This window comes from Bradyrhizobium diazoefficiens, from assembly GCF_016616885.1.
GTDB lineage: Bacteria > Pseudomonadota > Alphaproteobacteria > Rhizobiales > Xanthobacteraceae > Bradyrhizobium > Bradyrhizobium diazoefficiens_F.
This window is the reverse complement of the sequence record NZ_CP067102.1, coordinates 5,956,150-5,978,945: the sequence shown is the minus strand read 5'-3', so window position 1 is coordinate 5,978,945 and position 22,796 is coordinate 5,956,150. Positions and strand designations below refer to the sequence as shown.

Here is a 22,796-nt window from a genome sequence, read left to right as displayed (position 1 = left end):
GGTCAACCTTTCTCTGAAACGTAGGTGGAGGCCGCGGCGAGCCGGGCCTCGGTATCCTGGAGCCGCTTCTTGGCGGCCGTGCCGCCGAGCGAGAACGTCACCGCCGCCAGCGATTGCGCAATCGCGAGCGCGCCGGTGAGGCTCGGGAAGAAGCCCGGTGAGGATGCGGCTTCGAACAGCAGCACGTGGTCGGCGCCCTCGGCCATCGGCGCTGCCACGCTGTCGGCGATTGCGATCAGCGTCGCGCCGGCGCGATAGGCGGCCTGCGCGACGCGGACGCTGGCATTGGTGTAGGGCATGAAGCCGATGACGATCACGGCCTCGCCGGGGCGGAACGCGCCGAGATCGAGATCGTCAGGGCCGGACGCGCCGACGATCTGCACCTGTTCGGGCCGGAACAGCCGGAGCTCGTAATTCAACAACTCCGCGACGCTGCGGCAGCTGCGATAGCCGGTGATCCAGATCCGTTTTGCATCGTGGAGGGTGCGGGCCGCGTTCGCAATCGCGTGGGCGGAGATGCGCGGCAGGCCCGCGGCCTCGGCTTCGAGCTTGTCGGAGATAAGCGCGACATCGGCGTTCGGGCCGTGGCGGCGGCCTTTGGCGCGCGCCGAGAAGGGTGAGATCTGCGATGGCCGCCGCGCCTCGGTCAGTGCAGCGCGTAACTCGTCCCAGCCGGAATAGCCGATGGCCTTCGCAAGGCGCGTGAACGCGGCGGGATCGGCGCCGGCTTCCGCCGCGAGATCACGCATCGAACGGGTCGTGGCGTCGTAGTCATTGGCTGCGACGAAACGCCCGACCTCCTGCAAGCGCAGGGGGAGCGATGGCAGTGCAATGCGCAGTTCGCTCAGGGGCGAGGATTTCGCGGGCTCGGCCATGAAACATTTGTTGCACGGTTATTGGATTGGTGCAACAGTTGACGTGCGCCGCCGGAAATCGCTGTTTCAGGAAGGATTTTTGTGCCGTGACCTCAGATGACCCCAGGCCGCCGCCCCGCCGCAGCTTTTTTGGCGCGCTCGGGCCAAACGAATTGAAGGGCCTGTTCTGGCAGGTGCTGGTGGTCGGCATCGCGGTCGCCGTCGTCGTCTTCCTCTGGTCCAATACCGTCACCAACCTCTCGGCTCGCCGCATCACCACGGGCTTTGCCTTTCTCGGCCGCGAGGCCGGCATGCCGATCGCCGACAGCCTGCTCGCGTACAGTCCGAGAGACAGCTATCTCTGGGCCTTCGTCGTCGGCCTCGCCAATACGCTGCGCGTCGCCGTGATCGGCGTCGTGCTCGCGACCATTCTCGGTACACTGATCGGCATATCGCGGCTGTCGGCGAACTGGCTGCTGTCACGGCTCGCCGCCGTCTATGTCGAAGTCCTGCGCGACATCCCGCTGCTGCTTCAGCTGCTGTTCTGGTACGTGCTGATGCAGGCGTTGCCGGCCGCGCGTGCGGCGTGGCGGCCGGTCGATGGCGTCTTTCTCTCCAATCGCGGTCTGATCCTGCCGGCGATCCCGGTGGGCTCAGCGCAGCTCTGGGTGCTCGGCACCGCCGTGCTGGGCTGCGTCGTGTTCTATGTCATTCAGCGATGGCTGGTCGCGCAGCAGATGCGTGACGGCAAGCTGCGGCCGGCATGGCCTTTTGCGCTCGGCCTCATCGTGGTACTGCCAGCGGCGGTGTCGCTGTCGCTTGGCGTGCCCTGGAAGATCGAATGGCCGGAGCTGCGCGGCTTCAACTTCGTCGGCGGGTTGACGCTTGCGCCGGAATATTTCGCGCTGCTGATTGCGCTCGTGACCTACACCTCGGCCTTCATCGCCGAGATCGTGCGCAGCGGCATCCAGTCGGTGCCGCGCGGACAGTGGGATGCCGCCAGCGCACTCGGCCTGCGCCGCAGCTTCATGCTGCGGCAGATCATCCTGCCACAGGCGCTGCGCGTGATCGTGCCGCCGATGACGAGCCAGTATCTCAATTTGACCAAGAACTCCTCGCTAGCGGTCGCGATCGGCTACCAGGACGTGGTCTCGATTGCCAACACCACGCTGAACCAGACCGGGCAGGCGATCGAGGCGATCTCGCTGATCATGGCTGTCTTCCTCACCATCAGTCTTGGCATCAGCTTCTTCATGAACTGGTTCAATGCGCGCATCGCGCTGTCGGAGCGCTGACCATGACGGCGATCACTGACATGCCGGACCTGCCGCGTGCCGCCCGCCCTCCGCAAATCGGCAATCCGGTGCTGCGCTGGTTGCGCACCAATCTGTTCTCGTCGATCCCCAACGGCATTCTTACAATCGTCCTGCTGGCGGTGCAGGCGAAGGGCGTGATCAGCTTCGTGCAGTGGGGCCTTGCGAACGCGGTCTGGCTCACGCCGACGAACGATTCCAGCGCATGCAAGGCGGTGCGCGGCCTGGGCGCCTGTTGGGCCATCATCCCCGAGAAATACCGCTTCATCCTGTTCGGCACCTATCCATTCGACGAGCAGTGGCGGCCGGCGCTGTCGGTCGTCCTGTTCATCGCGCTGTTCTATCTCTCCACGCGCCGCGCGCTATGGCGGCGCGAATTGGCCTATCTCTGGATCGGCGCGCTCGCGCTGATCAGCGTGCTGATGTGGGGCGGCGTGTTCGGGTTGTCCTTCGTCTCGCAGGATCGTTGGGGCGGGTTGCCGGTGACATTGATCCTGGCGACGTTCGGACTGGCGTTCGGTTTCCCGCTCGGCATTTTGGTTGCGCTCGGCCGGCGCTCAAAACTGCCGGCGATCCGCTCGCTGAGCGTGCTCTATGTCGAGCTGATCCGCGGCGTGCCGCTGGTGAGCCTGCTGTTCATGGCGAGCGTCATGTTCCCGCTGTTCATGCCCAGCGGATTCAACATCGACAAGCTTTTGCGGGCGCAGATCGCGATCATCCTGTTCGCGGGCGCCTATCTGGCCGAAGTCATCCGTGGCGGCCTCCAGGCCGTGCCGCGTGGGCAATATGAGGCTGCCGACGCGCTGGGGCTGTCCTACTGGCGCAAGCACCGGCTGGTCGTCCTGCCGCAGGCGATCCGCCACGTCATTCCGCCGCTGGTCAACACCTTCATCGCCTTCTTCAAGGATACCAGCCTGGTCCTGATCATCGGCATCTTCGACCTGCTCACCACGGCCAAGACTGCGATCATCGATCCGGCCTGGCAGCAGTTTTCGGTTGAGGTCTATATCTTCGTCGCCGCGATCTATTTCGTCTTCTGCTTTGCGATGTCGCGCTATAGCCGCAGCCTGGAGGCGGCGAGCGCGAGGTGAGGGCTTGTGTCCCGGACGCGCTGGGTCCGGGGACAGGAGGGTGGCTGCTACTTCTTTACCCGCGGATCAATCGGTGTCTGCCCGCGCAGGCCCAAAATGTCCTCCAGCACCTTCGCGCCGGCGATCACCTGCGCATCCGCGCGTGGTGCGCCGACGACCTGCACGCCGACCGGCAGGCCCGAGGCGGTGAAGCCGCAGGGCAGCGACAGCGACGGGCAGCAGGCCAGCGTGATGGCGTAGACGATGCCGAGCCATTCGACGTAGTTCTCGAAGGTCTTGCCAGCGCATTCGGCGACATAGCGGTTCTCGATCGGGAAGGGCGGCACGATCGTGGTCGGCGTCAGCAGGAGATCGTAAGTCTTGAACAATTCGATGGCACGCGCGGTCATGCCGACGCGCTGGGCTTCGGCGCGGGCGAGCTGCTCGACGGTGAGCTTGAGGCCCTCCTCGATGTTCCAGATCACCTCGGGCTTGAGCAGATCGCGCTTGGTGCGCAGCAGATTGGCCTTGGTGATCGCGAAATCGAAGGCGCGCAGCACGTGGAAGCATTCATGCGCGTCGCGCCAATCGGGGTGCGCCTCCTCGACGATGGCGCCGGCTTCCGCGAAGCGCTCGGCGGCCTTGCGCGTGATCGCTTTGACTTCGGGATCGACAGGCGTGATGCCGAGATCGGGCGAATAGGCGATGCGCTTCGGCTTCTTACCCGATTGTGCGGCCGACAGGAAAGAGGTCGCAGGCGCTGGCAGCGACAGCGGATCGTCCGCATAGTCGCCGCTCATGGCATCCAGCAGCAGCGCGAGGTCCTCGACGTTGCGCGCCATCGGGCCGACGACGCCGAGATTGCGATCGATTCCGGATTTTGGGGTATGGGCGACGCGGCCGATGCTCGGCCGCATGCCGACGACGCCGCAGAAGGCCGCGGGGCTGCGCAAGGAGCCGCCCATATCGGAACCCTGCGCGAGCCAGGCCATGCCGGTGGCAAGCGCCACCGCGGCGCCGCCAGAGGAGCCGGCCGCCGACTTGGTCGTATCCCAGGGATTGAGCGTCGCGCCGAACACTTCGTTGAAGGTGTTGGCGCCGGCGCCGAATTCCGGCGTGTTGGATTTGGCGTAGACGACCGCGCCATTGGCTTCGAGGTTCTCGACCATCAGGTCGGACGTCGCGGAAATGTTATCCCTGAAGATCGGCGAGCCCTGTGTGTTCAGCACGCCCGCGACATCGGTCAGATCCTTGATCGGCAGCGGCAAGCCCGCAAGCAGCCCGCGCGCGCCGGCCGGCTTCTGCATCAGCGTCTTCGCATTGGTCCGCGCGCGATCGAAACACAGCGTCGGCAATGCGTTGACCTTGCCGTCGACCTCGCTGATGCGCTTCTCCACCACGTCCAGCAGCTCGAGTGGAGAGACATCACCGGAGCGTAGCTTGTCGACGACAGTGCAGGCGGTTTCGCGGATCAGGTCTTGAGACAACGATTCTACTCCCGTGCTTATCTTGTCGTCATTGCGAGCGCAGCGAAGCAATCCAGTCTGTCACCGCAGAGGTATTTCTGGATTGCTTCGCTTCGCTCGCAATGACGGAAAATCTAACCCCACCCGGCGCTGATGCCGCCGTCCACCGTGTAGATCACGCCGGACGTGTAGCCGGCGCGATCCGACGCAAGGAACGCCATGAGGTCGCCGATCTCGCGCGCATGCGCGGGGCGGCCGAGCGGCAGGCCTTTCTGGAATTCCTTGTAACGGTTCTCGTCGCCGAACTGGTGCTTGGCCCGCGTCTTCAGCAGCGTGACGTGACGGTCGGTGCCAACCGGGCCGGGATTGATGCCGACCACGCGGATGTTGTCGGCGAGGCTTTTTCCGCCGAGCGCGCGGGTGAAGGCCATCAGCGCAGCATTGCCGGCGCTGCCGCAGATGTAATTGGCGTCGAACTTTTCGCCGGCAGCGCCGATGTCGTTGACGATGACGCCGCCACCCCTGGCCTTCATCTGCGCGTAGATCTGCCGCGTGAGGTTGATGTAGCCGAACACTTTCAATTCCCAGGCGTGCCGCCAGGTGGCTTCATCGATCTTGTCGATGGAGCCGCCGGGGATGTCGCCGGCATTGTTGACGAGCACGTCAATGTCGGCGGCGTCCTTGGCGAGCCGCGCCAAATCCTCAGCTTTGCGCAAGTCCACGATGCTCGTCGCGGCATCGATCTGGTGTGCGGATCGCAACCGATCGGCCAGTGCCTTGAGCTGCTCGCCGTTACGGGCAGCAAGCAGGAGATGCGCGCCCTCTTCGGCAAACGCCTCGGCGGCGGCTGCGCCAATGCCCTTGGACGCGCCCGTGATCAGGACGCGCTTGCCACGCAGATGCAGATCCATGAGAGGTACTCGCAGGAGAGGAACAAGGATGAAATCAGTAGGCGCATGGCCGCGCCATGGTCAACATTGCAGTGCAGCGTTGCACTGCCGCTGACTTTGGTCCATTGCAGTGCGGTCAAAAAAGGCGGCGGCTGCCGGATCAAAAAAAGGACGTTCTCGATGAGCAAGAAACAATACCGGATCGCAGTCATTCCCGGCGACGGCATCGGCAAGGAAGTGTTGCCCGAAGGCCTGCGCGTTTTGGAGGCAGCCGCGAAGAAGCACGGCGTGTCCCTGCACTTCGATCATTTCGACTTCTCGTCCTGGGACTATTACGAGAAGCACGGGCAGATGATGCCGGACGACTGGAAAGAGAAGATCGGCAAGCACGACGCGATCTATTTCGGCGCAGTCGGCTGGCCGGCCAAGATTCCGGATCACGTCTCGCTGTGGGGCTCGCTGATCAAGTTTCGCCGCGAGTTCGACCAGTATGTGAACTTGCGCCCGGTGCGGCTGATGCCCGGCGTGCCGTCGCCGCTGGCGGGCCGCAAGCCCGGTGACATCGATTTCTGGGTGGTGCGCGAGAACACCGAAGGCGAATATTCCTCCGTCGGCGGCCGCATGTTCCCCGACACCGACCGCGAGTTCGTCACCCAGCAGACGGTGATGACCCGCACCGGCGTCGACCGCATTCTGAAGTTCGCCTTCGAGCTCGCGCAGTCGCGGCCGAAGAAGCACCTGACCTCGGCGACCAAGTCCAACGGCATCTCCATCACCATGCCCTATTGGGACGAACGCGTTGAGGCGATGGCCAAGAAGTTTCCTGGCGTGAAGTGGGACAAGTACCACATTGATATTCTCACCGCGAACTTCGTGCTGCATCCGGATTGGTTCGATGTCGTTGTCGGCTCAAACCTGTTCGGTGACATCCTCTCCGACCTCGGCCCCGCCTGCACCGGCACAATCGGCATTGCCCCGTCAGGCAACATCAATCCCGAGGGCGATTTCCCCTCGGTGTTCGAGCCGGTTCACGGTTCGGCGCCTGACATCGCGGGACAGGGCATCGCGAACCCGATCGGCGCGATCTGGTCGGGCGCGATGATGCTCGAGCATCTCGGCGAGAAGGTTGCCGGCAAGTCGATTGTCGAGGCGATCGAGCGCACGCTGGCCGAACGCACGCTGCGCACCAAGGATCTCGGCGGCAACGCCGATACGACGGCTTGCGGCAAGGCCGTCGCGGATATGGTGGATTAAGGCCAAGCTACGAGCCACAGAGTCGTTCCGGCCTTCGCCGGGACGACACCGGTGGCGATTGGCCAACTAGCCCGCGATCTTTTCAATCGCCGCCTGATCCAGCCCGAACTTTTTCCCGGCTTCCAAAATCTCCTGCCAGGTGGTCGGATCGACCGGGATACCTTCGGCGAGCCGCTGCTTCTTGGTCTCGCGCTCGGGCTCGCCGGCGATCCTGACCTTGTCGATGCCGGGGGCGGGCGGCGAGGCGGTGTGCCAGGCAACGAAGCTCTCGACTTCGCGCGCGAGGTTTTCGCCAGTGCCGAGCTTGCTGGGGTCGATGATGATCGAGAGCATGCCGTTGAGGACGTTGTGCTTGCCGTCAGACGGGCCCTTGACCACCTGCCCGCCAGAGAGCGCGCCGCCGAGGATTTCGCACACCAGCGCGAGTCCCGAACCCTTGTGCTCGCCGAACGGCAGGATGGCGCCGTGCGGCGGGATCACGGTGTAACGCGGGTTGACGGTGGACTTGCCTTCATTGTCGATAATGGTGCCGGGCTCGAGTTCGACGCCTTTGTTGTGGGCGACGCGGGTCTTGCCCTGCGCGATCCTGCTGGTGGCGAAATCGAGCACGATCGGCTCTTTCCCTTTGCGCGGGATGCCGACGCAGAACGGGTTGGTGCCATGGCGCGCATCGCTGCCGCCCCAGGGCGCTACGATCGGGCGCGAGATCACGTTGACGAAGTGGATCGAGACCAACCCGTGGTCGATGCATTGCTCGGCCCAGTGGCCGATGCGGCCGATGTGATGGGCGTTGGAGAGGCCGACGAGGCAGACGCCGTTGCTCTTGGCGCGCTCGGCCGCCAGCTCCATCGCTTCGTGCCCGATCACCTGGCCGTAGCCGGTGAGGCCATCGAGGGTGAGCAGCGGACCGGTGTCGAGCACGATCTTGACATGCTGGTTCACCGCGAGGCCGCCGTTGGTGACGCTCTGGACATAGCGCGGGATCATGCCGACGCCGTGCGAGTCGTGTCCCTTGAGATTGGCCTCGACTAAATTGGTGGAGACGAGCTCGGCCTCGCGGTCCGTGGAGCCGCCGGCCTTGACGATGGCACGGATGGCGTTGGTGAGCGGCTCGGCCTTGATGGTGCGATAGTCGGCCATTGTTGTTGCTCTTATCCTTTCACGATCCGGCGGCAATGAACCCACGCCGCTTCAATCAGGTTCTCGCTGGCCTCCGGCGTGCGGAAGGCGGAATGCGCCGACAACGTCACGTTCGGTATCTTGGTCAGCGGATGGTCCGCCGGCAACGGCTCGATGTTGAAGACATCGAGGCCCGCATGGCGGATGTGGCCCGACTTCAGCGCGTCGATCATCGCCTGCTCGTCGACGATGGCACCACGCGCGGTGTTGATGAAGACGACGCCCGGCTTCATCTTCGCGATTGTCTCGCGCGTGATCATACCGCGCGTCTCGTCGTTGAGCAGCAAGTGCAGCGATACCACGTCGCTCCGCGCCAGCAATGTGTCGAGATCGGCGAATTCGACGCCGGGATGGGTCTTTGGCGAGCGGTTCCAGGCGATCACCTTCATGCCGCCGCCGGACGCAATGCGCGCGACTTCGGCCGCGATACCGCCGAAGCCAATCAGGCCGAGCGTCTTGCCCGTGAGCTGCATGCCGTCCTCGCGCAGCCAGTTGCCAGCGCGCATCTCGCGGTCCATCATCGCGATGACGCGCGCGGAGGACCACATCAGCGCGATCGCGGACTCCGCCACGGCCGTGTCGCCATAGCCCTTGATCAGATGCACGGAGATGCCGAGCTCGGCGAGCTCCTCGGGATTCATGTAGCTGCGCGCGCCGGTGCCGAGGAACACGACGTGCTTGAGGCCCGCGCACTTCTTCGCGATCTCGGTCGGCAACGCGGTATGGTCCACGATCGCGATCTCGGCGCCGTCAAGGATCTCAGGATATTGCTCGGGCTTGATATCAGGATCCCTGTGGATCCGCACCTTGGGATCGTCAGGCTTCTCCAGCCGCTCCACGATCACGGCAAGCGCTTCATTGGCGTCGACGAAAACTCCACGCATGTCTGTCTCCGATCAGGATGCGACGCCGGCAATTGCCAGCACGGTGTGCATCAGCACGTTGGTGCCCGCGGCGCAGTCGGGCTGCGTGGCGTCTTCCAGCTCGTTGTGGCTGATGCCGTCCTTACAGGGCACGAATACCATCGCCGCCGGCATCACCGTATTGAGGTTGCAGGCGTCGTGACCGGCGCCGGAGGTGATGCGGCGAGAAGAATAGCCGAGCGTCTTTGCGGCGTTCTCGACCGCTGCGATCAGCTTGGGATCGAAGTGCGTCGGCGGCTTGCGCCAGACGAGATCAATCTTGACCTCGACCTTGCGGCGCGCGGCGATCTCGGCAATCGCGGCGCGCAGGTCGCGGTCGAGCGCATCCATGATCGCGCCATCTGCGCTGCGGCAATCCATGGTGAAGGCGATCTCGCCGGGAATGACGTTGCGCGAGGGATTTGCGATCACGGCCTCGCCGATGGTGCCGACTGCATTCGGTCCGTGCTTCCTGGCAATGGCCTCCATTGCCAGCACGATTTCGGAGAGTGTCGCCAGCGCATCGCGCCGCAATGGCATTGGGGTCGAACCTGCATGGCTTTCGAAGCCGGAGATCTTGCCGTCATACCAGAGCACACCCTGGCCGGAATCGACCACGCCGATGGTCTTGCCTTCGGCTTCCAGGATCGGGCCCTGCTCGATGTGCAGCTCGACGAAGCAGCCGAGCTTCTGGAAGCCGACCGGCTTGTCACCGCGATAACCGATGCTGTCGAGCGCCTGGCCGACGGTGGTGCCCTCAATGTCCTTGCGCGACAGGATATCGTCGGTGGTGAAATCGCCGACGTAAGCGGCGGAGGCCATCATCGCCGGCGCGAAGCGCGAGCCTTCCTCGTTGGTCCAGTTGACGATGCAGATCGGCGCCTCAGTCTCGATGCCGGCGTCGTTCAGCGTGCGGATCACTTCGAGCGCGCCGAGCGTGCCGAGAATGCCGTCGTATTTGCCGCCGGTCGGCTGGGTGTCGAGATGCGAGCCGATGCCGACGGGCAGCTTCGACATGTCGCGGCCCTTGCGCAGGCCGAACTGAGATCCGAGCGCATCGACATGCACTTCGAGGCCGGCTTCCTCACAGGCCTTTCGGAACCAGTCGCGAACCTGCTTGTCTTCGCTGCTTAGCGTCAGCCGCCGAACACCACCTTTGGCCGTCGCGCCGAACTGCGCGGTCTCGTGGATGGAGCCCCAGAGGCGGGCGGAATCGATTTGCAAATTAGTCGCGGCTCGGCTCATGCGTCAGTCCATCTTGGCTGTCATTCCGGGGCGCCCGAAGGGCGAACCCGGAATCTCGAGATTCCGGGTTCGCGCTGCGCGAGCCCCGGAATAACGTTGAAGGTTGTCCGGCGCCTTTTTCAATGACGCGCCAGCGCGGGCGCGTCAACCGCGAGGCTGCTCTGCGCAATTTGACATGCAAGCTCGGCGACGCGCTCCACCGCGACGACGTCGGGCGAGGCGAGCCAGCTTGCCGTGAACGTCAGCGGCGCGATCTCCAGATCGGTGTCGAGCAACTGCAGCCGACCGTCGGCGAGCTCGTTCTCGACGATTGCGTCGGGGATCACGGCGATGCCGAGGCCTTCCACCGCCATGTGGATCACGGTGGCGAGCGAGGCAGAGGCGTGGAGACGGATCGGCGGCAAGTCGGGCCGGTCGAACACCTCGCGCACGACCTCGTAGGGTCTGGTCTTGCGCGGAAAAGTGATGATCGGAAACCGCGCGAGATCGGCGGGCGTCACCGGGCCATGGCCAAGCCCGAGCGACGGGCTTGCGAGAAAGCCGATCGGGTAGTCGGCGAGCACGCGGTTGTGTACGCCCGAGGCCGACAGCGGGCCGACCACGAAGGCAAGCTCGATCTCCTGCGCGAGCAGGCGCGCGGTGAGGTTCGGCGTGATGTCGACCTCGATCTCCAGCGACAGGTTCGGATAGACCTCGTTCATGCTCTTCACCAGCCGCGGCAGCCACGTGTGCACGATGGTCTCGGCGACGCCGAGCCGCATCACGCCGCGCATCGCCGACCGATCGCCGATCTCGGCCATCATCTGAGCGCGCAGGCCGATCAGCTTTTCCGCATAGACCATCATCTGCCGGCCGCTCGGGGTGGGCGACGCCACGCGATGATCGCGGTTCAGGAGCTTTACGCCCATCTCGCGCTCGAGCTGGGCAATGCGCTGGGAGATCGCCGGCTGGGTCGTATTGAGCCGCGCTGCGGCGCCACGGAAGCTGCCGAGCTTCACAACCCAGAGAAAGGTTTCGATCGATCTGAAGTCCAGCATTGGAAGGATTTTCCCGATCGATAAAATAAATTTATCGATATCCATTAGAAAGGACGATTAGACTTTATAGTATGCTTGATGTTGGCTACGCTTGTCGAGTTCATAGGCAGGTCGATCACATGACTGTTTTGGTGGCAGCGCAGCAAACTGAAACACCCGACACCCTCCCGAGCCGCCAGGTGCGGCTCGCCTATCGTGGCGGCGAGGTCGGATCGACCGCAGGGGTCGCGCCCGGCTTCGTCCAGGGCAATCTGGCGATCCTGCCGGCGGAATACGCCGGGGCTTTCCACCGCTTCTGCCAGCTCAATCCCAAACCGTGTCCGATCATCGGCATGTCCGACGTCGGCAGCCCGCACATCCCGGCGCTCGGCGCCGATCTCGACATTCGCACCGATGTGCCGCGCTACCGCGTCTGGCGCGACGGCGAGGTCGTGGACGAGCCGACCGACGTCACCAAGCACTGGCGCGACGATCTCGTGACCTTCGTGCTGGGCTGCTCGTTCTCGTTCGAAGAGGCGCTGCTCGACGAGGGCATGCCGATCCGCCACATCGAGCAGAACGTGCGGGTGCCGATGTACCGCACCAATATCGCCTGCGGCGAGGCCGGCCCGTTCGCGGGGCCGATGGTGGTCTCGATGCGTCCGTTCAAGCCGGCCGATGCGATCCGCGCGGTGCAGATCACCTCGCGCTATCCCGCAGTGCACGGCGCGCCCGTGCATCTCGGCCATCCGCATCTGATCGGCATCAAGGACATTGCCAAACCCGACTATGGTGATCCCGTATTTGTTGCCGATGACGAGATCCCGGTGTTCTGGGCCTGCGGCGTGACGCCGCAATCAGTCATCAATGCAGCCAAGGTCCCGTTCGCGATCACGCATTCGCCCGGCCTGATGCTGGTGACGGATCTGAAGAACAGGAACATGGCCGTGATTTAGTGGGCAGCATTTGCTCTTTCTTCGGGCTTTACCGCATCCATCAATCGCTTCATTCGATCAGTCGAAATTTAGTAACAGGGGACTTTGCCATGACGATCTCTCGCCGCGACGTGCTGTTGGGTGCCACCGCTACTGCTGCGCTGGTGCCGCTTGCTGCGCGCGCCCAGACCTCGGAAGTCGTGATCGGCGTCATCTATCCGTTCTCCGGCGGCAGCGCCCAGCAGGGCGTCGACGCGCAGAAGGCCTACGAGACCGCGCTCGAGGTCATCAACAAGGACACTGATTTCGATCTGCCGCTGGCGAAGGGCGAGGGCCTGCCGGGCCTCGGCGGCGCCAAGGTGCGTCTCGTGTTCGCCGACCACCAGGCCGATCCGCAGAAGGGCCGCGCCGAGGCCGAGCGCCTCATCACGCAGGAGAAGGTCTCCGCCATCATCGGCACCTATCAGAGCGCGGTCGCGGTCACCGTCAGCCAGATCTGCGAACGTTACCAGATCCCGTTCGTCTCGGCCGACAACTCCTCGCCGAGCCTGCATCGCCGCGGTCTCAAATATTACTTCCGTGCGGCGCCACATGACGAAATGTATTCGGCCGCGATGTTCGACTTCTTCGATGCCCTGAAGAAGAAGGGCACCAAGATCGAGACGCTGTCGCTGTTCCACGAGGACACCATTTTCGGAACCGACTCCGGCAACGCCCAGGCCAAGATCGCCGGCGAACGCGGCTACAAGATCGTCTCCGACATTAAGTACCGTGCCAACTCGCCCTCGCTGTCGGCCGAGGTGCAGCAGCTCAAGAGCGCCAATGCCGACGTGCTGATGCCCTCGAGCTACACCACCGACGGCATTCTGCTGGTCAAGACCATGGCCGAGCTCGGCTACAAGCCGAATGCGATCGTGGCGCAGGACGCCGGCTTCTCCGAGAAGGCGCTCTATGATGCCGTCGGCGACAAGCTCGAAGGCGTGATCTCGCGCGGCACCTTCTCGCTCGACCTAGCGCAGAAGCGCCCGATGGTCGGCAAGCTCAACGAGATGTTCAAGGCGCGCTCGGGCAAGGATTTCAACGACCTCACCTCGCGCCAGTTCATGGGCCTGATCATCCTCGCCGACGCGATCAACCGCGCCAAGTCGGCGGACGGCGAGAAGATCCGCGATGCGCTCGCCGCCACCGACATCCCGGGCGAGCAGACCATCATGCCGTGGAAGCGCGTCAAGTTCGATGACATGGGCCAGAACAACGACGCCGACCCGGTGCTGCTGCAATATATCGGTGGCAAGTTCGTCACCATCTTCCCGCCGCAGGCCGCGATCGCGGAAGCGACCTGGCCGATGAAGTAGGCGTTTCGGTTCGGGGAACCAGGCGCTGTGAGGAGCAGGACGACCAAGCTGTTCCCACACCGTCATTGCGAGGAGCGAGCGACGAAGCAATCCAGGTTGCTTCCTTGGCGACATGTCTGGATTGCTTCGCTTCGCTCGCAATGACGAAACCTGGCGTGACGTTTTCGAACGGGGGACTAGAGTTGACAGCCCAAGCCATTATCCAGAGTCTCGCGAGCGGCCTCCTGATGGGCCTGCTCTACGGACTGATCGCGGTCGGCCTCGCGCTGATCTTCGGCCTGATGGACGTCGTGAACTTCGCCCATGGCGAGTTCCTGATGATCGCGATGTATGTGAGCTTCTTCCTGTTCACGTTCTTCGCGATCGACCCCTTGCTGTCAGCGCCGCTGGTCGCCGCCGCGCTGTTCGTGCTCGGAGCCGTGGTCTATCTGTTGGTCGTGCGGTTCGCGATGCGGGCGAAAGCCAACGCCGGCATGGTGCAGATCTTCTCCACCTTCGGCCTCGCCATTGTGATGCGCGGGCTCGCGCAGTTCTTCTTCACCCCGGACTACCGAAGCATCCCGCACTCCTGGGCCGGCGGTAAGACCATCTCCGTCGCCGGTATCTTCCTGCCGGAGCCGCAACTGATCGGCGCCCTGGTCGCGATCGCGGCCTTTGCCGGCCTGTACTTCTTCATCCACCGCACCGATTTCGGCCGCGCGCTGGAGGCGACCCGTGAAGATCCCGGCGCGGTCGCGCTGGTCGGCATCGACAAGAACCGCGTGTTTGCGCTCGGTTGGGGCCTCGGTGCCGCGCTGGTCGGTCTCGCCGGCGCGATCATGGCGGTGTTCTTCTACATCTATCCCGACGTCGGCGCGTCCTTTGCGCTGATCGCCTATGTCACGGTGGCGCTCGGCGGCTTCGGCAGCGTGTTCGGCGCCTTCGCCGGCGGCATCGTCGTCGGCCTGGTCGAAGCGACTACCGCATTGGTGCTGCCGCCCTCGCTGAAGTCGGTCGGCATCTATGCAGTGTACCTTCTCGTCGTCTTCATCCGGCCGCGCGGCCTGTTCGGACAGATGTGATGGACAAGCATTTTACCGCGCGGCGCCGCCGCGATCTCATCATCGCCGCGGTCCTGGCCGGGCTCGCAGCGCTCGCGCCACTGTTTGTCAAGGACGTCTACGTCCAGAACATCCTGATCCTGACCCTGATGTATGCGGCGCTCTCGCAGAGCTGGAACATCCTGTCCGGCTATTGCGGGCAGATCTCGCTCGGACACGCGCTCTATTTCGGCATCGGCGCCTACACCACCGAGCTGTTATTCACCAAGTTCGGCGTGCTGCCCTGGTTCGGCATGCTCGCCGGCGGCGCGATCGCGGCTCTCATCGCGATGGCGCTCGGCTATCCCTTCTTCCGTCTGCGCGGCCATTACTTCGTGATCGCGACCATCGTCATCGCCGAGATCGGGCTGTTGCTGTTCCAGAATTGGGAATGGGCGGGGGCGGCGATGGGTATCACAATTCCCGTGCGCGGCGACAGCTGGCTGAAATTCCAGTTCCTGCGCAGCAAGCTGCCGTACTTCTATTTCGCGCTGGCGCTGTGCAGCCTGGCCTGGTTCGTCACCTGGTGGCTTGAAGACTCCAAATGGGGTTTTTGGTGGCGCGCGGTGAAGGACAATCCGGAGGCCGCTGAAAGCCTCGGCGTCGTCGTGTTCAACTCCAAGATGGGCGCTGCCGCCGTCTCCGCTTTCCTCGTTGCCGTCGGCGGCGCCTTCTATGCGCAGTTCCTCGCTTACATCGATCCAGAAAGCGTTATGGGCTTCCAGTTCTCGCTCTTGATGGCGCTCCCCGCCGTGCTCGGTGGCATCGGCACCCTCTGGGGTCCCGTGCTAGGGGCGGCCATCCTGATCCCGATGACGGAGCTGACGCGCTCGTATATCGGCGGCTCCGGCCGTGGCGTCGACCTGATCGTCTACGGCGCATTGATTGTGGCGATCTCGCTGGCGCTGCCGCAGGGTCTTGTGAGCCTGTTCTCACGCACCAAAGCAAAGGGAGCGACACGATGACCGCGCTCCTTGAAACCCGCGGCGTCTGGCAGCGGTTCGGTGGCCTCGTCGCCAACAGCGACGTCTCGATCTCGGTCGGCCGCGGCGAGATCGTCGGGCTGATCGGTCCCAACGGTGCCGGCAAGTCGACGCTGTTCAATCTCATCGCCGGCGTCCTGCCGCCGACGCAGGGCTCGATCTGGTTCGACGGCGAGGACGTGACAAAATTGCCGGCGGCCGAACGCTGCCAGCGCGGCGTCGGACGCACCTTCCAGGTCGTCAAGAGCTTTGAGACCATGACCGTCATCGACAACGTCATCGTCGGCGCGCTGGTACGCAACACGGTAATGCGCGAGGCGCGCCGGAAAGCGCATGAGGTGCTGGAGTTCACCGGCCTTGCCGCGCGTGCCGACGTGCTCGCGAGCGACCTCGTGCCGGCCGAGAAGCGCCGCCTTGAGGTTGCCCGTGCGCTCGCGACCGAACCGAAACTGCTGCTGCTCGACGAGGTCCTCACCGGCCTCACGCCAACCGAGGCGCAGACCGGTGTGGCGCTGGTGCGAAAAGTGCGCGATACCGGCGTCACCGTTCTGATGGTCGAGCATGTCATGGAGATCGTGATGCCGCTGGTCGACCGCGCCATCGTGCTCGACCTCGGCAAGGTTCTGGTCGAGGGCAAGCCCGCCGACGTGGTCCGCGATCCCAAGGTGATCAGCGCATATCTGGGAGATCGTCATGCTGTCGGTGCATGAAGTCACGACCGCCTATCAGGGCCTGGTCGCGATCTCCGCGATCTCGATCGAAGTCCAGAAGGGGGAGATCGTCTGCGTCGCCGGCGCCAACGGTGCGGGCAAGTCGACGCTGCTCAAATCCATCGCCGGTGCCGAGCGTCCGCGCTCGGGCACGGCGACGTTCGACGGCAAGCGCATCGACGGCATGGCGCAGCATCACATCACCGCCACCGGCATCGCTTACGTGCCGGAGAACCGCCGCCTGTTCCCGCGCCTGTCGGTGCGCGACAATCTCCGCCTCGGCAGCTATCTCTATCGCGGCGAGGCGGATCGCGAGGAGCCGCTCGATCTCGTCTTCAAGCTGTTTCCGCGCCTGTCCGAACGCCTCGATCAGCGCGCCGAAACGCTCTCCGGCGGCGAGCAGCAGATGCTCGCGATCGGCCGCGCCCTGATGACGCGTCCGCGGCTTCTGATGCTCGACGAACCCTCGCAGGGCATCATGCCGAAGCTGGTCGATGAAATCTTCCAGGCGGTGAAAACCATCCGTGATGCCGGAATGACCGTGCTCATCGTCGAGCAGCGGATGGCCGAGTGCCTGGAGATCGCCGACCGCGCCTACATCCTGCAAACCGGCCGCGTACTGATGCAGGGGCCGGCAGCCGACATCAGGGGCAATCCGGACGTGCGCAAGGCGTATCTGGGGCTGTAGGCGCCGGAGCTGCCTCCGCGAGCACTGCCGTCATCCTGAGGTGCGCGCGCTTGCGCGCCTCGAAGGATGAGCCGCAAGCGCCTGTAGCCCATCCTTCGAGGCTTCACCTTGCGATGCTTTGCATCGCAAGGCTCGCACCTCAGGATGACGCCGGCGTGTGTGGCTCGTCATCATCCTCCGGCAGCGTCACTCCGAACACTTTCACCAGATCCGCCACCTGCTCCGGCGAGAGATAGCGCGGATTCATTCCGCGCAGCAGCAGATACAGCTTCGCCGTCTCTTCCAGCTCCTCCGTCGCGAATACGGCGGCTTCGAGCGTGTCGCCGGCGACGACGGGCCCGTGATTGGCGAGCAGCACAGATGAATATTTCCCGGCCAGTCCCTTGATCGCATCCGCGACCGCGGGATCGCCAGGGCGGTAATAGGGCACGAGCGCGGTGGCGCCGCATTTCATCAGATAATAGGCCGTCATCGGCGGCAACGCGGCGCGCGGGTCGATCTCGGGCAGCATCGAGAGCGCGACCGAATGAGTGGAGTGCAGATGCACGATCGCCCGCGCGCGTCCGCGCGTATCGTAGAGTGCGGTGTGCAGCGGAACCTCTTTGGTCGGGGCATCGCCCGAAACCAGCCGGCCCTGATCGTCCAGCCGCGACAGTCTTGCAGGATCCAGAAAGCCGAGCGAGGCGTTGGTCGGCGTCACCAGCCAGCCGCCGCCATCCAGCCTGACGCTGATATTGCCGGACGAGCCCGGCGTCAGCCCGCGCTCGAACAGGGACCGTCCGAAGCGGCAGATATCCTCACGCAGCCTTGTCTCGTTGCTCGTTTCGGTTCTCATGGCCGTCATGCCCGCTTGTCTCACGCTTTGGCAGCGCGGCCAAGCCGTGTTATTCGAGATCACGAGCCGCCACAAAGGCGGTCATCCGGGAAACGTTCGCAAGGGTTAGTTGCATGGCCGCCTCCACGTTACAAAATCAGCGTATCGCCGTCATCGGGCTCGGCTCGATGGGGTATGGCATGGCGACCTCGCTGAGGCGCGCCGGCCATACGGTCACCGGCTGCGACGTTTCGGCTGATGCGGTGGCGCGTTTTGTGAAGGACGGCGGCACCGGCGCCACAACGCCGGCCGAGGCGGCCAAGGGCGCGGACATCGTCGTCAGCGTCGTCGTCAACGCCGCGCAGACCGAAGCGATCCTGTTCGGCAAGGACGGCGCCGCCGAGACCCTGCCGAAGGACAGCGTCTTCATCTCCTCTGCTACCATGGACCCCGACGTGGCGCGGCGACTGGCAAAACAGCTGGAAGCGACCGGCCGAAATTATCTGGATGCGCCGATCTCCGGCGGTGCGCAGCGTGCCGCGCAAGGCGAGCTGACGATCCTCGCGTCGGGCAGCCCGGCTGCCTTTGCAAAGGCGCGTCCGGCGCTCGATGCGATGGCGGCGAAGCTCTATGAGCTCGGCGATGCCGCTGGCCAAGGCGCGGCATTCAAGATGATCAACCAGCTGCTGGCCGGCGTGCATATCGCTGCCGCAAGCGAAGCGATGGCGTTCGCTGCCAAGCAGGGCCTCGACATCCGCAAGGTCTATGAGGTGATCACGGCCTCCGCGGGCAATTCCTGGATGTTCGAGAACCGCATGCCGCACGTGCTCGACGGCGACTACACGCCGCGCAGTGCCGTCGAAATCTTTGTGAAGGACCTCGGCATCATCCAGGACATGGCGCGCAGCGCGAGATTCCCGGTGCCGGTTTCCGCCGCAGCCCTCCAGATGTTCCTGATGACATCAGCCGCCGGTATGGGGCGTGACGATGACGCGTCGGTGGCGCGAATGTATGCGCAGGTCACCGGCGTGAAACTTCCCGGCGACAAGTAGAAGAGGATTCCAATGCCCCGTTTCGCCGCCAACCTCTCGATGATGTTCACCGAGGTGCCGTTCCTCGACCGGTTCGACGCCGCCGCGCAGGCCGGCTTCACCGCTGTCGAGTTTCTCTTTCCCTATGAGCATCCGGTCGACGCGGTCGGCGAGCGGCTCAAGCGCAACGGCCTGACACAGGCGCTGTTCAACCTGCCGCCGGGCGACTGGAATGCCGGCGAGAGGGGTTTTGCCGCATTGCCGGCGCGCTTTGCCGACCTCAAGGCGAGCCTGGAGACGGCGCTGCCTTACGCCAAGGCGACCGGCGTCAAGCGGCTGCATTTGATGGCGGGCATCGCCAACCGCGGTGAACGGGTCGCAATCGAGGCCTTCTACAAATCGGTGGCGTGGGCTGCGGAGTTCTTCGCGCCACATGGCATCGACATCGTGCTCGAGCCGATCAATTCCCGCAATGTGCCAGGCTATTTCCTCAACGATTTCGGCTTCGCGCGCGACCTGATCCAGGAGCTGCGGCTGCCCAACCTGAAACTCCAGTTCGACATCTATCATTGCGGGATCATTCACGGCGACGTCACCATGCGGCTGCGCGAGATGATGCCGATCATCGGCCACATCCAGATCGCCAGCATTCCCTCGCGCAACGAGCCCGACGGCGAGGAGCTCAATTATCCGTTCCTGTTCGAAGAGCTCGACCGCCTCGGCTATGCCGGATTCGTCGGCTGCGAATACAATCCGCGGGGCAAGACCACCGATGGCCTGGCCTGGTTCAAGCCCTATGCGGGAGTGAAGCCGTGACACTTGCGTTAGGCTGCATCGCCGACGACTACACCGGCGCCTCCGATCTCGCCAATACGCTGACGCGCGCCGGACTGCGCACGGTGCAGACCATCGGTGTGCCCGCTGACGATCTGAAGCTGCCGGAGGTGGACGCCGTCGTGGTGTCGCTGAAGAGCCGCTCGATCGAGGCGGGACTTGCGGTGTCGCGCTCGCGCGCGGCCGAGACATGGCTGCGTGGTCGCGGCGCGAGCCACGTGCTGTTCAAGATCTGCTCGACCTTCGATTCCACGGACGCAGGCAATATCGGGCCGGTGATGGATGCGCTGCGTGCCGATTGCGGCGAGGCTATCGTGCTGGTCACGCCGGCTTTTCCCGAAACCGGTCGCACCGTCTACCAGGGCAATCTGTTCGTCGGTGCCGTGCCGCTGAACGAGAGCCCCCTCAAGGACCACCCGCTCAACCCGATGCACGATTCCAACCTGGTGCGCGTGCTGGCGCGCCAGAGCAAGGCGCAGATCGGTCTCGTCGACCTCGCGACCCTCTCACGGGGGACGGAGGCCGTGCGGGCCCGGCTTGTCGAGCTATCGGGCAAGGGCGTCGGCGCCGCGATCATCGACGCCGTGTTCGACCGCGACCTCGAGACCATCGGCCTTGTTGCCGCAGAGCACCGGCTGTCGGTCGGTGCCTCCGGTATCGGCCTTGGCCTCGCCCGCGCGCTGGTGTCGACCGGCAAGGTCAAGTCGGCCGCCGCCAGCAGCGAGCAGGGCGCCGCCGTCGGCGGGCAGGTGGCGTGCCTCGCGGGAAGCTGCTCGCAGGCCACCTTGCAGCAGATCGCCAACGCCGAACGCGTCATGCCGGTGCTTCGTCTCGACCCCGACCGTATTCTTACGGGCGCAAACGAAACGCAGCGCGCGCTGGACTGGGCGAAGGAGCGATTGGCCCAGGGTCCCGTGCTGATTGCATCGAGCGCGACGCCGGCTGACGTCGCTGCACTCCAGGCGCGTCACGGCCGCGACGCCGCGGGGCACGCGATCGAACAGACGATGGCCGACATCGCCGAAAGTCTCGTTAAATCGGGCGTGCGGCGATTGGTCGTTGCCGGCGGCGAGACGTCGGGCGCCGTCGTCGATCGGTTGAGGATTCCCGGATTTCTCGTAGGAGTGGAAATTGCAGCGGGCGTTCCAGTGCTGCGCGCGGTCGGCGTAGAAGGCGACATGCTGCTCGCGTTGAAGTCCGGCAATTTCGGTGGGCCCGAGTTTTTCTCGGACGCGCTTGGGCTCATGCGCTGAGCGCAGGGCATTCTTAGCGGCCTGTTCATTTCTTTCGCGTTCCGTACTCGTACGGAGTCGTAGTTAACATCTGGTCAGGTGCTCTGGTGTCGGATGTCGGTGCTGCTCCCTTTGGTTGATTCGTAAAACGTCCGGACGCGCACCGCGCCAGCACAAAGAGATCCGATTATGCTCGCCACGATTTCCATCCGCGCCAAGATCATCAGTGTCGTGGCGTTCCTGCTGGTCGCGATGACCGGCATGGGCCTTCTCGCCGTCATGAAGATGCGGTCGATGAATGCCAACACAACCGAGATCACCACGAACTGGATGCCGAGCGTGCGGGTGCTCGGCGAAATTCGCGCCGCCGTCATAACTTATCGCAACGTGGTTCGCGAGCACATGTTGTCCGAGAAACTCGACGAAAAGATCGCGGCGGAAACGACCGCGGCGACGGTGACGGAGGCGTTGGGAAAAGCTCGCAAGCAATATGAGGCCATGATTAGCCTCCCGGAAGAGCGCGCGCTGTATGCCGAGTGGTCCAAGCTGTGGGGCGACTACCAGAAAGGGGCCGAAGAGGTCATGGAGCTGTCACGTATGGAGGCCGGCAAGGTCCCGCACGCGTCCCATGAGTTGAACACAAAGACTGTCAACAAGATCGGCCTCAAGTCTGACGAGGTCCTGCAAAAGGATATCGACCTCAACACCAAGGGCGGCACTCAGGCCGCCCAGGATGCCGCCGACAGCTACATCAATGCCTTCATGCTGGTCGCGATCATTCTGGGCGTTGCGGTCATCGCCGGCATCGGCGTCGGCTTCTATCTCGTCCAGGACGTGTCGAAGGGTATCAACTCGATCATCGAGCCGATGCAGGCGCTGGGCAAGGCTGATCTCTCTGCTGAAGTCCCGCACCAGGGCGAGAAGACCGAGATCGGCGCCATGGCCGATGTGCTCCAGGTCTTCAAGGAAGCTCTGATCGCCAAGAGGGCCGCCGACGAAGCCGCTGCGGCCGACGCCGAAGCCAAGATCGAGCGTGGTCGCCGCGTCGACAACGTGACCCGCGAATTCGAGACCATGATCGGCGAGATCGTCCAGACCGTGTCGTCGGCCTCGAGCCAGCTCGAAGCTTCCGCCTCGACGCTGACCTCGACCGCCGACCGCTCGCAGCGGATGGCGACCACCGTTGCCGCTGCCTCGGAAGAAGCGTCCACCAACGTCCAGTCGGTGGCCTCGGCGACCGAAGAGATGGCCTCCTCGGTCGGCGAGATCAGCCGCCAGGTGCAAGAATCGGCCCGGATGGCGGGCGATGCCGTCGGCCAGGCCCGTGCCACCACCGAGCGCGTCAGCGAGCTGTCGAAAGCCGCTTCGCGCATCGGTGACGTTGTCGAGCTGATCAACACCATCGCCGGCCAGACCAACCTGCTGGCGCTGAACGCCACCATCGAAGCGGCGCGCGCCGGTGAGGCCGGCCGTGGCTTCGCGGTGGTCGCCTCCGAAGTGAAGGCGCTCGCCGAGCAGACAGCAAAGGCGACCGGCGAGATCGGCCAGCAGATCTCCGGCATCCAGGCGGCGACCAACGAATCGGTCGGCGCGATCAAGGAGATCTCCTCGACCATCGAGCGGCTCTCGGAAATCTCCTCGGCGATTGCCGCTGCGGTGGAAGAGCAGGGTGCTGCGACCCAGGAAATCGCCCGCAACGTCCAGCAGGCGGCCCAGGGCACCCAACAGGTCTCCTCCAACATCACCGACGTGCAGCGCGGCGCCACCGAAACCGGCACCGCCTCCTCGCAGGTGCTTTCGGCGGCGCAGATGCTGTCCAACGACAGCACCCGGCTAAAGACCGAGGTCAGCAAGTTCCTGACCAACGTCCGCGCAGCCTAAGCTTGCACGCGATCGCAGTTCTGAAAGCGGCGCCTCCCGGGTGCCGCTTTTTTTACGCGTTGAAA

At 64.3% G+C, this 22,796-nt stretch carries 21 protein-coding genes; 13 read left to right on the top strand and 8 right to left on the bottom strand.

Annotation, left to right across the window (positions count from 1 at the left end; all coding sequences use genetic code 11):
• Window positions 1–2 precede the first annotated feature (2 nt).
• Complete coding sequence (locus JJC00_RS27830) at window positions 3–875, bottom strand: MurR/RpiR family transcriptional regulator (protein ID WP_200469045.1); 873 nt, start codon at window positions 873–875, stop codon at window positions 3–5.
• Window positions 876–961: 86 nt separating this feature from the next.
• Here JJC00_RS27830 and JJC00_RS27825 point away from each other — a divergent pair, with 86 nt between their 5' ends.
• Both JJC00_RS27825 and JJC00_RS27820 read left to right on the top strand, forming a co-directional pair.
• Window positions 962–2,149 carry an amino acid ABC transporter permease gene (locus tag JJC00_RS27825; protein ID WP_200469044.1) on the top strand — a complete coding sequence of 396 codons (1,188 nt, stop codon included), beginning with the start codon at window positions 962–964 and terminating at the stop codon, window positions 2,147–2,149.
• 2 nt (window positions 2,150–2,151) lie between these two features.
• Window positions 2,152–3,258, top strand: coding sequence for an amino acid ABC transporter permease (locus JJC00_RS27820; RefSeq protein WP_200469043.1), 1,107 nt, complete (start codon window positions 2,152–2,154; stop codon window positions 3,256–3,258).
• A gap of 47 nt (window positions 3,259–3,305) precedes the next feature.
• On the opposite strand, the gene JJC00_RS27815 is transcribed toward JJC00_RS27820, so the two are convergent.
• The gene (locus JJC00_RS27815) at window positions 3,306–4,724 is read right to left on the bottom strand and encodes an amidase (protein ID WP_200469042.1); all 1,419 of its coding nucleotides are present in this window, start codon (window positions 4,722–4,724) and stop codon (window positions 3,306–3,308) included.
• Between the two features lie 113 nt (window positions 4,725–4,837).
• The gene (locus tag JJC00_RS27810) at window positions 4,838–5,614 is read right to left on the bottom strand and encodes an SDR family oxidoreductase (protein WP_200469041.1); all 777 of its coding nucleotides are present in this window, start codon (window positions 5,612–5,614) and stop codon (window positions 4,838–4,840) included.
• Between the two features lie 159 nt (window positions 5,615–5,773).
• Here JJC00_RS27810 and JJC00_RS27805 point away from each other — a divergent pair, with 159 nt between their 5' ends.
• Window positions 5,774–6,847, top strand: coding sequence for a tartrate dehydrogenase (locus JJC00_RS27805; protein ID WP_200469040.1), 1,074 nt, complete (start codon window positions 5,774–5,776; stop codon window positions 6,845–6,847).
• 66 nt (window positions 6,848–6,913) lie between these two features.
• On the opposite strand, the gene JJC00_RS27800 is transcribed toward JJC00_RS27805, so the two are convergent.
• The 4 genes from JJC00_RS27800 to JJC00_RS27785 all read right to left on the bottom strand — a co-directional run bounded on the left by JJC00_RS27800 (window position 6,914) and on the right by JJC00_RS27785 (window position 11,210).
• On the bottom strand, window positions 6,914–7,987 hold the full coding sequence (locus tag JJC00_RS27800) for a malate/lactate/ureidoglycolate dehydrogenase (protein WP_200469039.1): 1,074 nt from the start codon (window positions 7,985–7,987) through the stop codon (window positions 6,914–6,916).
• An 11-nt stretch (window positions 7,988–7,998) separates the two neighbouring features.
• Window positions 7,999–8,910 (bottom strand): NAD(P)-dependent oxidoreductase, encoded by a 912-nt coding sequence (locus JJC00_RS27795; RefSeq protein ID WP_200469038.1) that lies wholly within the window; start codon window positions 8,908–8,910, stop codon window positions 7,999–8,001.
• 12 nt (window positions 8,911–8,922) lie between these two features.
• Complete coding sequence (locus tag JJC00_RS27790) at window positions 8,923–10,173, bottom strand: Zn-dependent hydrolase (protein WP_200469037.1); 1,251 nt, start codon at window positions 10,171–10,173, stop codon at window positions 8,923–8,925.
• Between the two features lie 119 nt (window positions 10,174–10,292).
• On the bottom strand, window positions 10,293–11,210 hold the full coding sequence (locus JJC00_RS27785; protein WP_200469036.1) for a LysR family transcriptional regulator: 918 nt from the start codon (window positions 11,208–11,210) through the stop codon (window positions 10,293–10,295).
• Between the two features lie 119 nt (window positions 11,211–11,329).
• Between JJC00_RS27785 and JJC00_RS27780 the strand changes: the two genes are divergently transcribed.
• From JJC00_RS27780 to JJC00_RS27755, 6 genes are all read left to right on the top strand, one after another.
• A complete protein-coding gene (locus JJC00_RS27780) occupies window positions 11,330–12,145 on the top strand; it encodes a putative hydro-lyase (protein WP_200469035.1) in 816 nt (271 codons plus the stop codon).
• An 89-nt stretch (window positions 12,146–12,234) separates the two neighbouring features.
• Complete coding sequence (locus tag JJC00_RS27775; protein ID WP_200469034.1) at window positions 12,235–13,479, top strand: ABC transporter substrate-binding protein; 1,245 nt, start codon at window positions 12,235–12,237, stop codon at window positions 13,477–13,479.
• A 227-nt stretch (window positions 13,480–13,706) separates the two neighbouring features.
• Window positions 13,707–14,540 (top strand): branched-chain amino acid ABC transporter permease, encoded by an 834-nt coding sequence (locus JJC00_RS27770; RefSeq protein ID WP_246774295.1) that lies wholly within the window; start codon window positions 13,707–13,709, stop codon window positions 14,538–14,540.
• Window positions 14,540–15,523, top strand: a complete 984-nt coding sequence (locus JJC00_RS27765) for a branched-chain amino acid ABC transporter permease (RefSeq protein WP_200469032.1) — start codon at window positions 14,540–14,542, stop codon at window positions 15,521–15,523. Before JJC00_RS27770 ends, JJC00_RS27765 begins: the two co-directional genes overlap by 1 nt.
• A complete protein-coding gene (locus JJC00_RS27760; RefSeq protein WP_200469031.1) occupies window positions 15,520–16,251 on the top strand; it encodes an ABC transporter ATP-binding protein in 732 nt (243 codons plus the stop codon). Before JJC00_RS27765 ends, JJC00_RS27760 begins: the two co-directional genes overlap by 4 nt.
• Window positions 16,235–16,939, top strand: coding sequence for an ABC transporter ATP-binding protein (locus JJC00_RS27755; protein ID WP_200469030.1), 705 nt, complete (start codon window positions 16,235–16,237; stop codon window positions 16,937–16,939). The genes JJC00_RS27760 and JJC00_RS27755 overlap by 17 nt, the downstream gene beginning before the upstream one ends.
• A 139-nt stretch (window positions 16,940–17,078) precedes the next feature.
• Here JJC00_RS27755 and JJC00_RS27750 read toward each other — a convergent pair whose 3' ends face one another.
• Window positions 17,079–17,783: an aldolase gene (locus JJC00_RS27750; protein WP_200469029.1), complete on the bottom strand. Its 705-nt coding sequence runs from the start codon at window positions 17,781–17,783 to the stop codon at window positions 17,079–17,081.
• Between the two features lie 104 nt (window positions 17,784–17,887).
• Between JJC00_RS27750 and ltnD the strand changes: the two genes are divergently transcribed.
• The 4 genes from ltnD to JJC00_RS27730 all read left to right on the top strand — a co-directional run bounded on the left by ltnD (window position 17,888) and on the right by JJC00_RS27730 (window position 22,731).
• Window positions 17,888–18,805, top strand: coding sequence for an L-threonate dehydrogenase (gene ltnD, locus JJC00_RS27745; protein ID WP_200469028.1), 918 nt, complete (start codon window positions 17,888–17,890; stop codon window positions 18,803–18,805).
• 12 nt (window positions 18,806–18,817) lie between these two features.
• Entirely contained in the window at window positions 18,818–19,600 is a 783-nt protein-coding gene (otnI, locus tag JJC00_RS27740) for a 2-oxo-tetronate isomerase (protein WP_200469027.1), read from the top strand.
• Complete coding sequence (gene otnK / locus JJC00_RS27735; RefSeq protein ID WP_200469026.1) at window positions 19,597–20,871, top strand: 3-oxo-tetronate kinase; 1,275 nt, start codon at window positions 19,597–19,599, stop codon at window positions 20,869–20,871. The genes otnI and otnK overlap by 4 nt, the downstream gene beginning before the upstream one ends.
• A gap of 168 nt (window positions 20,872–21,039) precedes the next feature.
• Window positions 21,040–22,731: a methyl-accepting chemotaxis protein gene (locus JJC00_RS27730; protein WP_200469025.1), complete on the top strand. Its 1,692-nt coding sequence runs from the start codon at window positions 21,040–21,042 to the stop codon at window positions 22,729–22,731.
• Window positions 22,732–22,796: the final 65 nt, after the last annotated feature.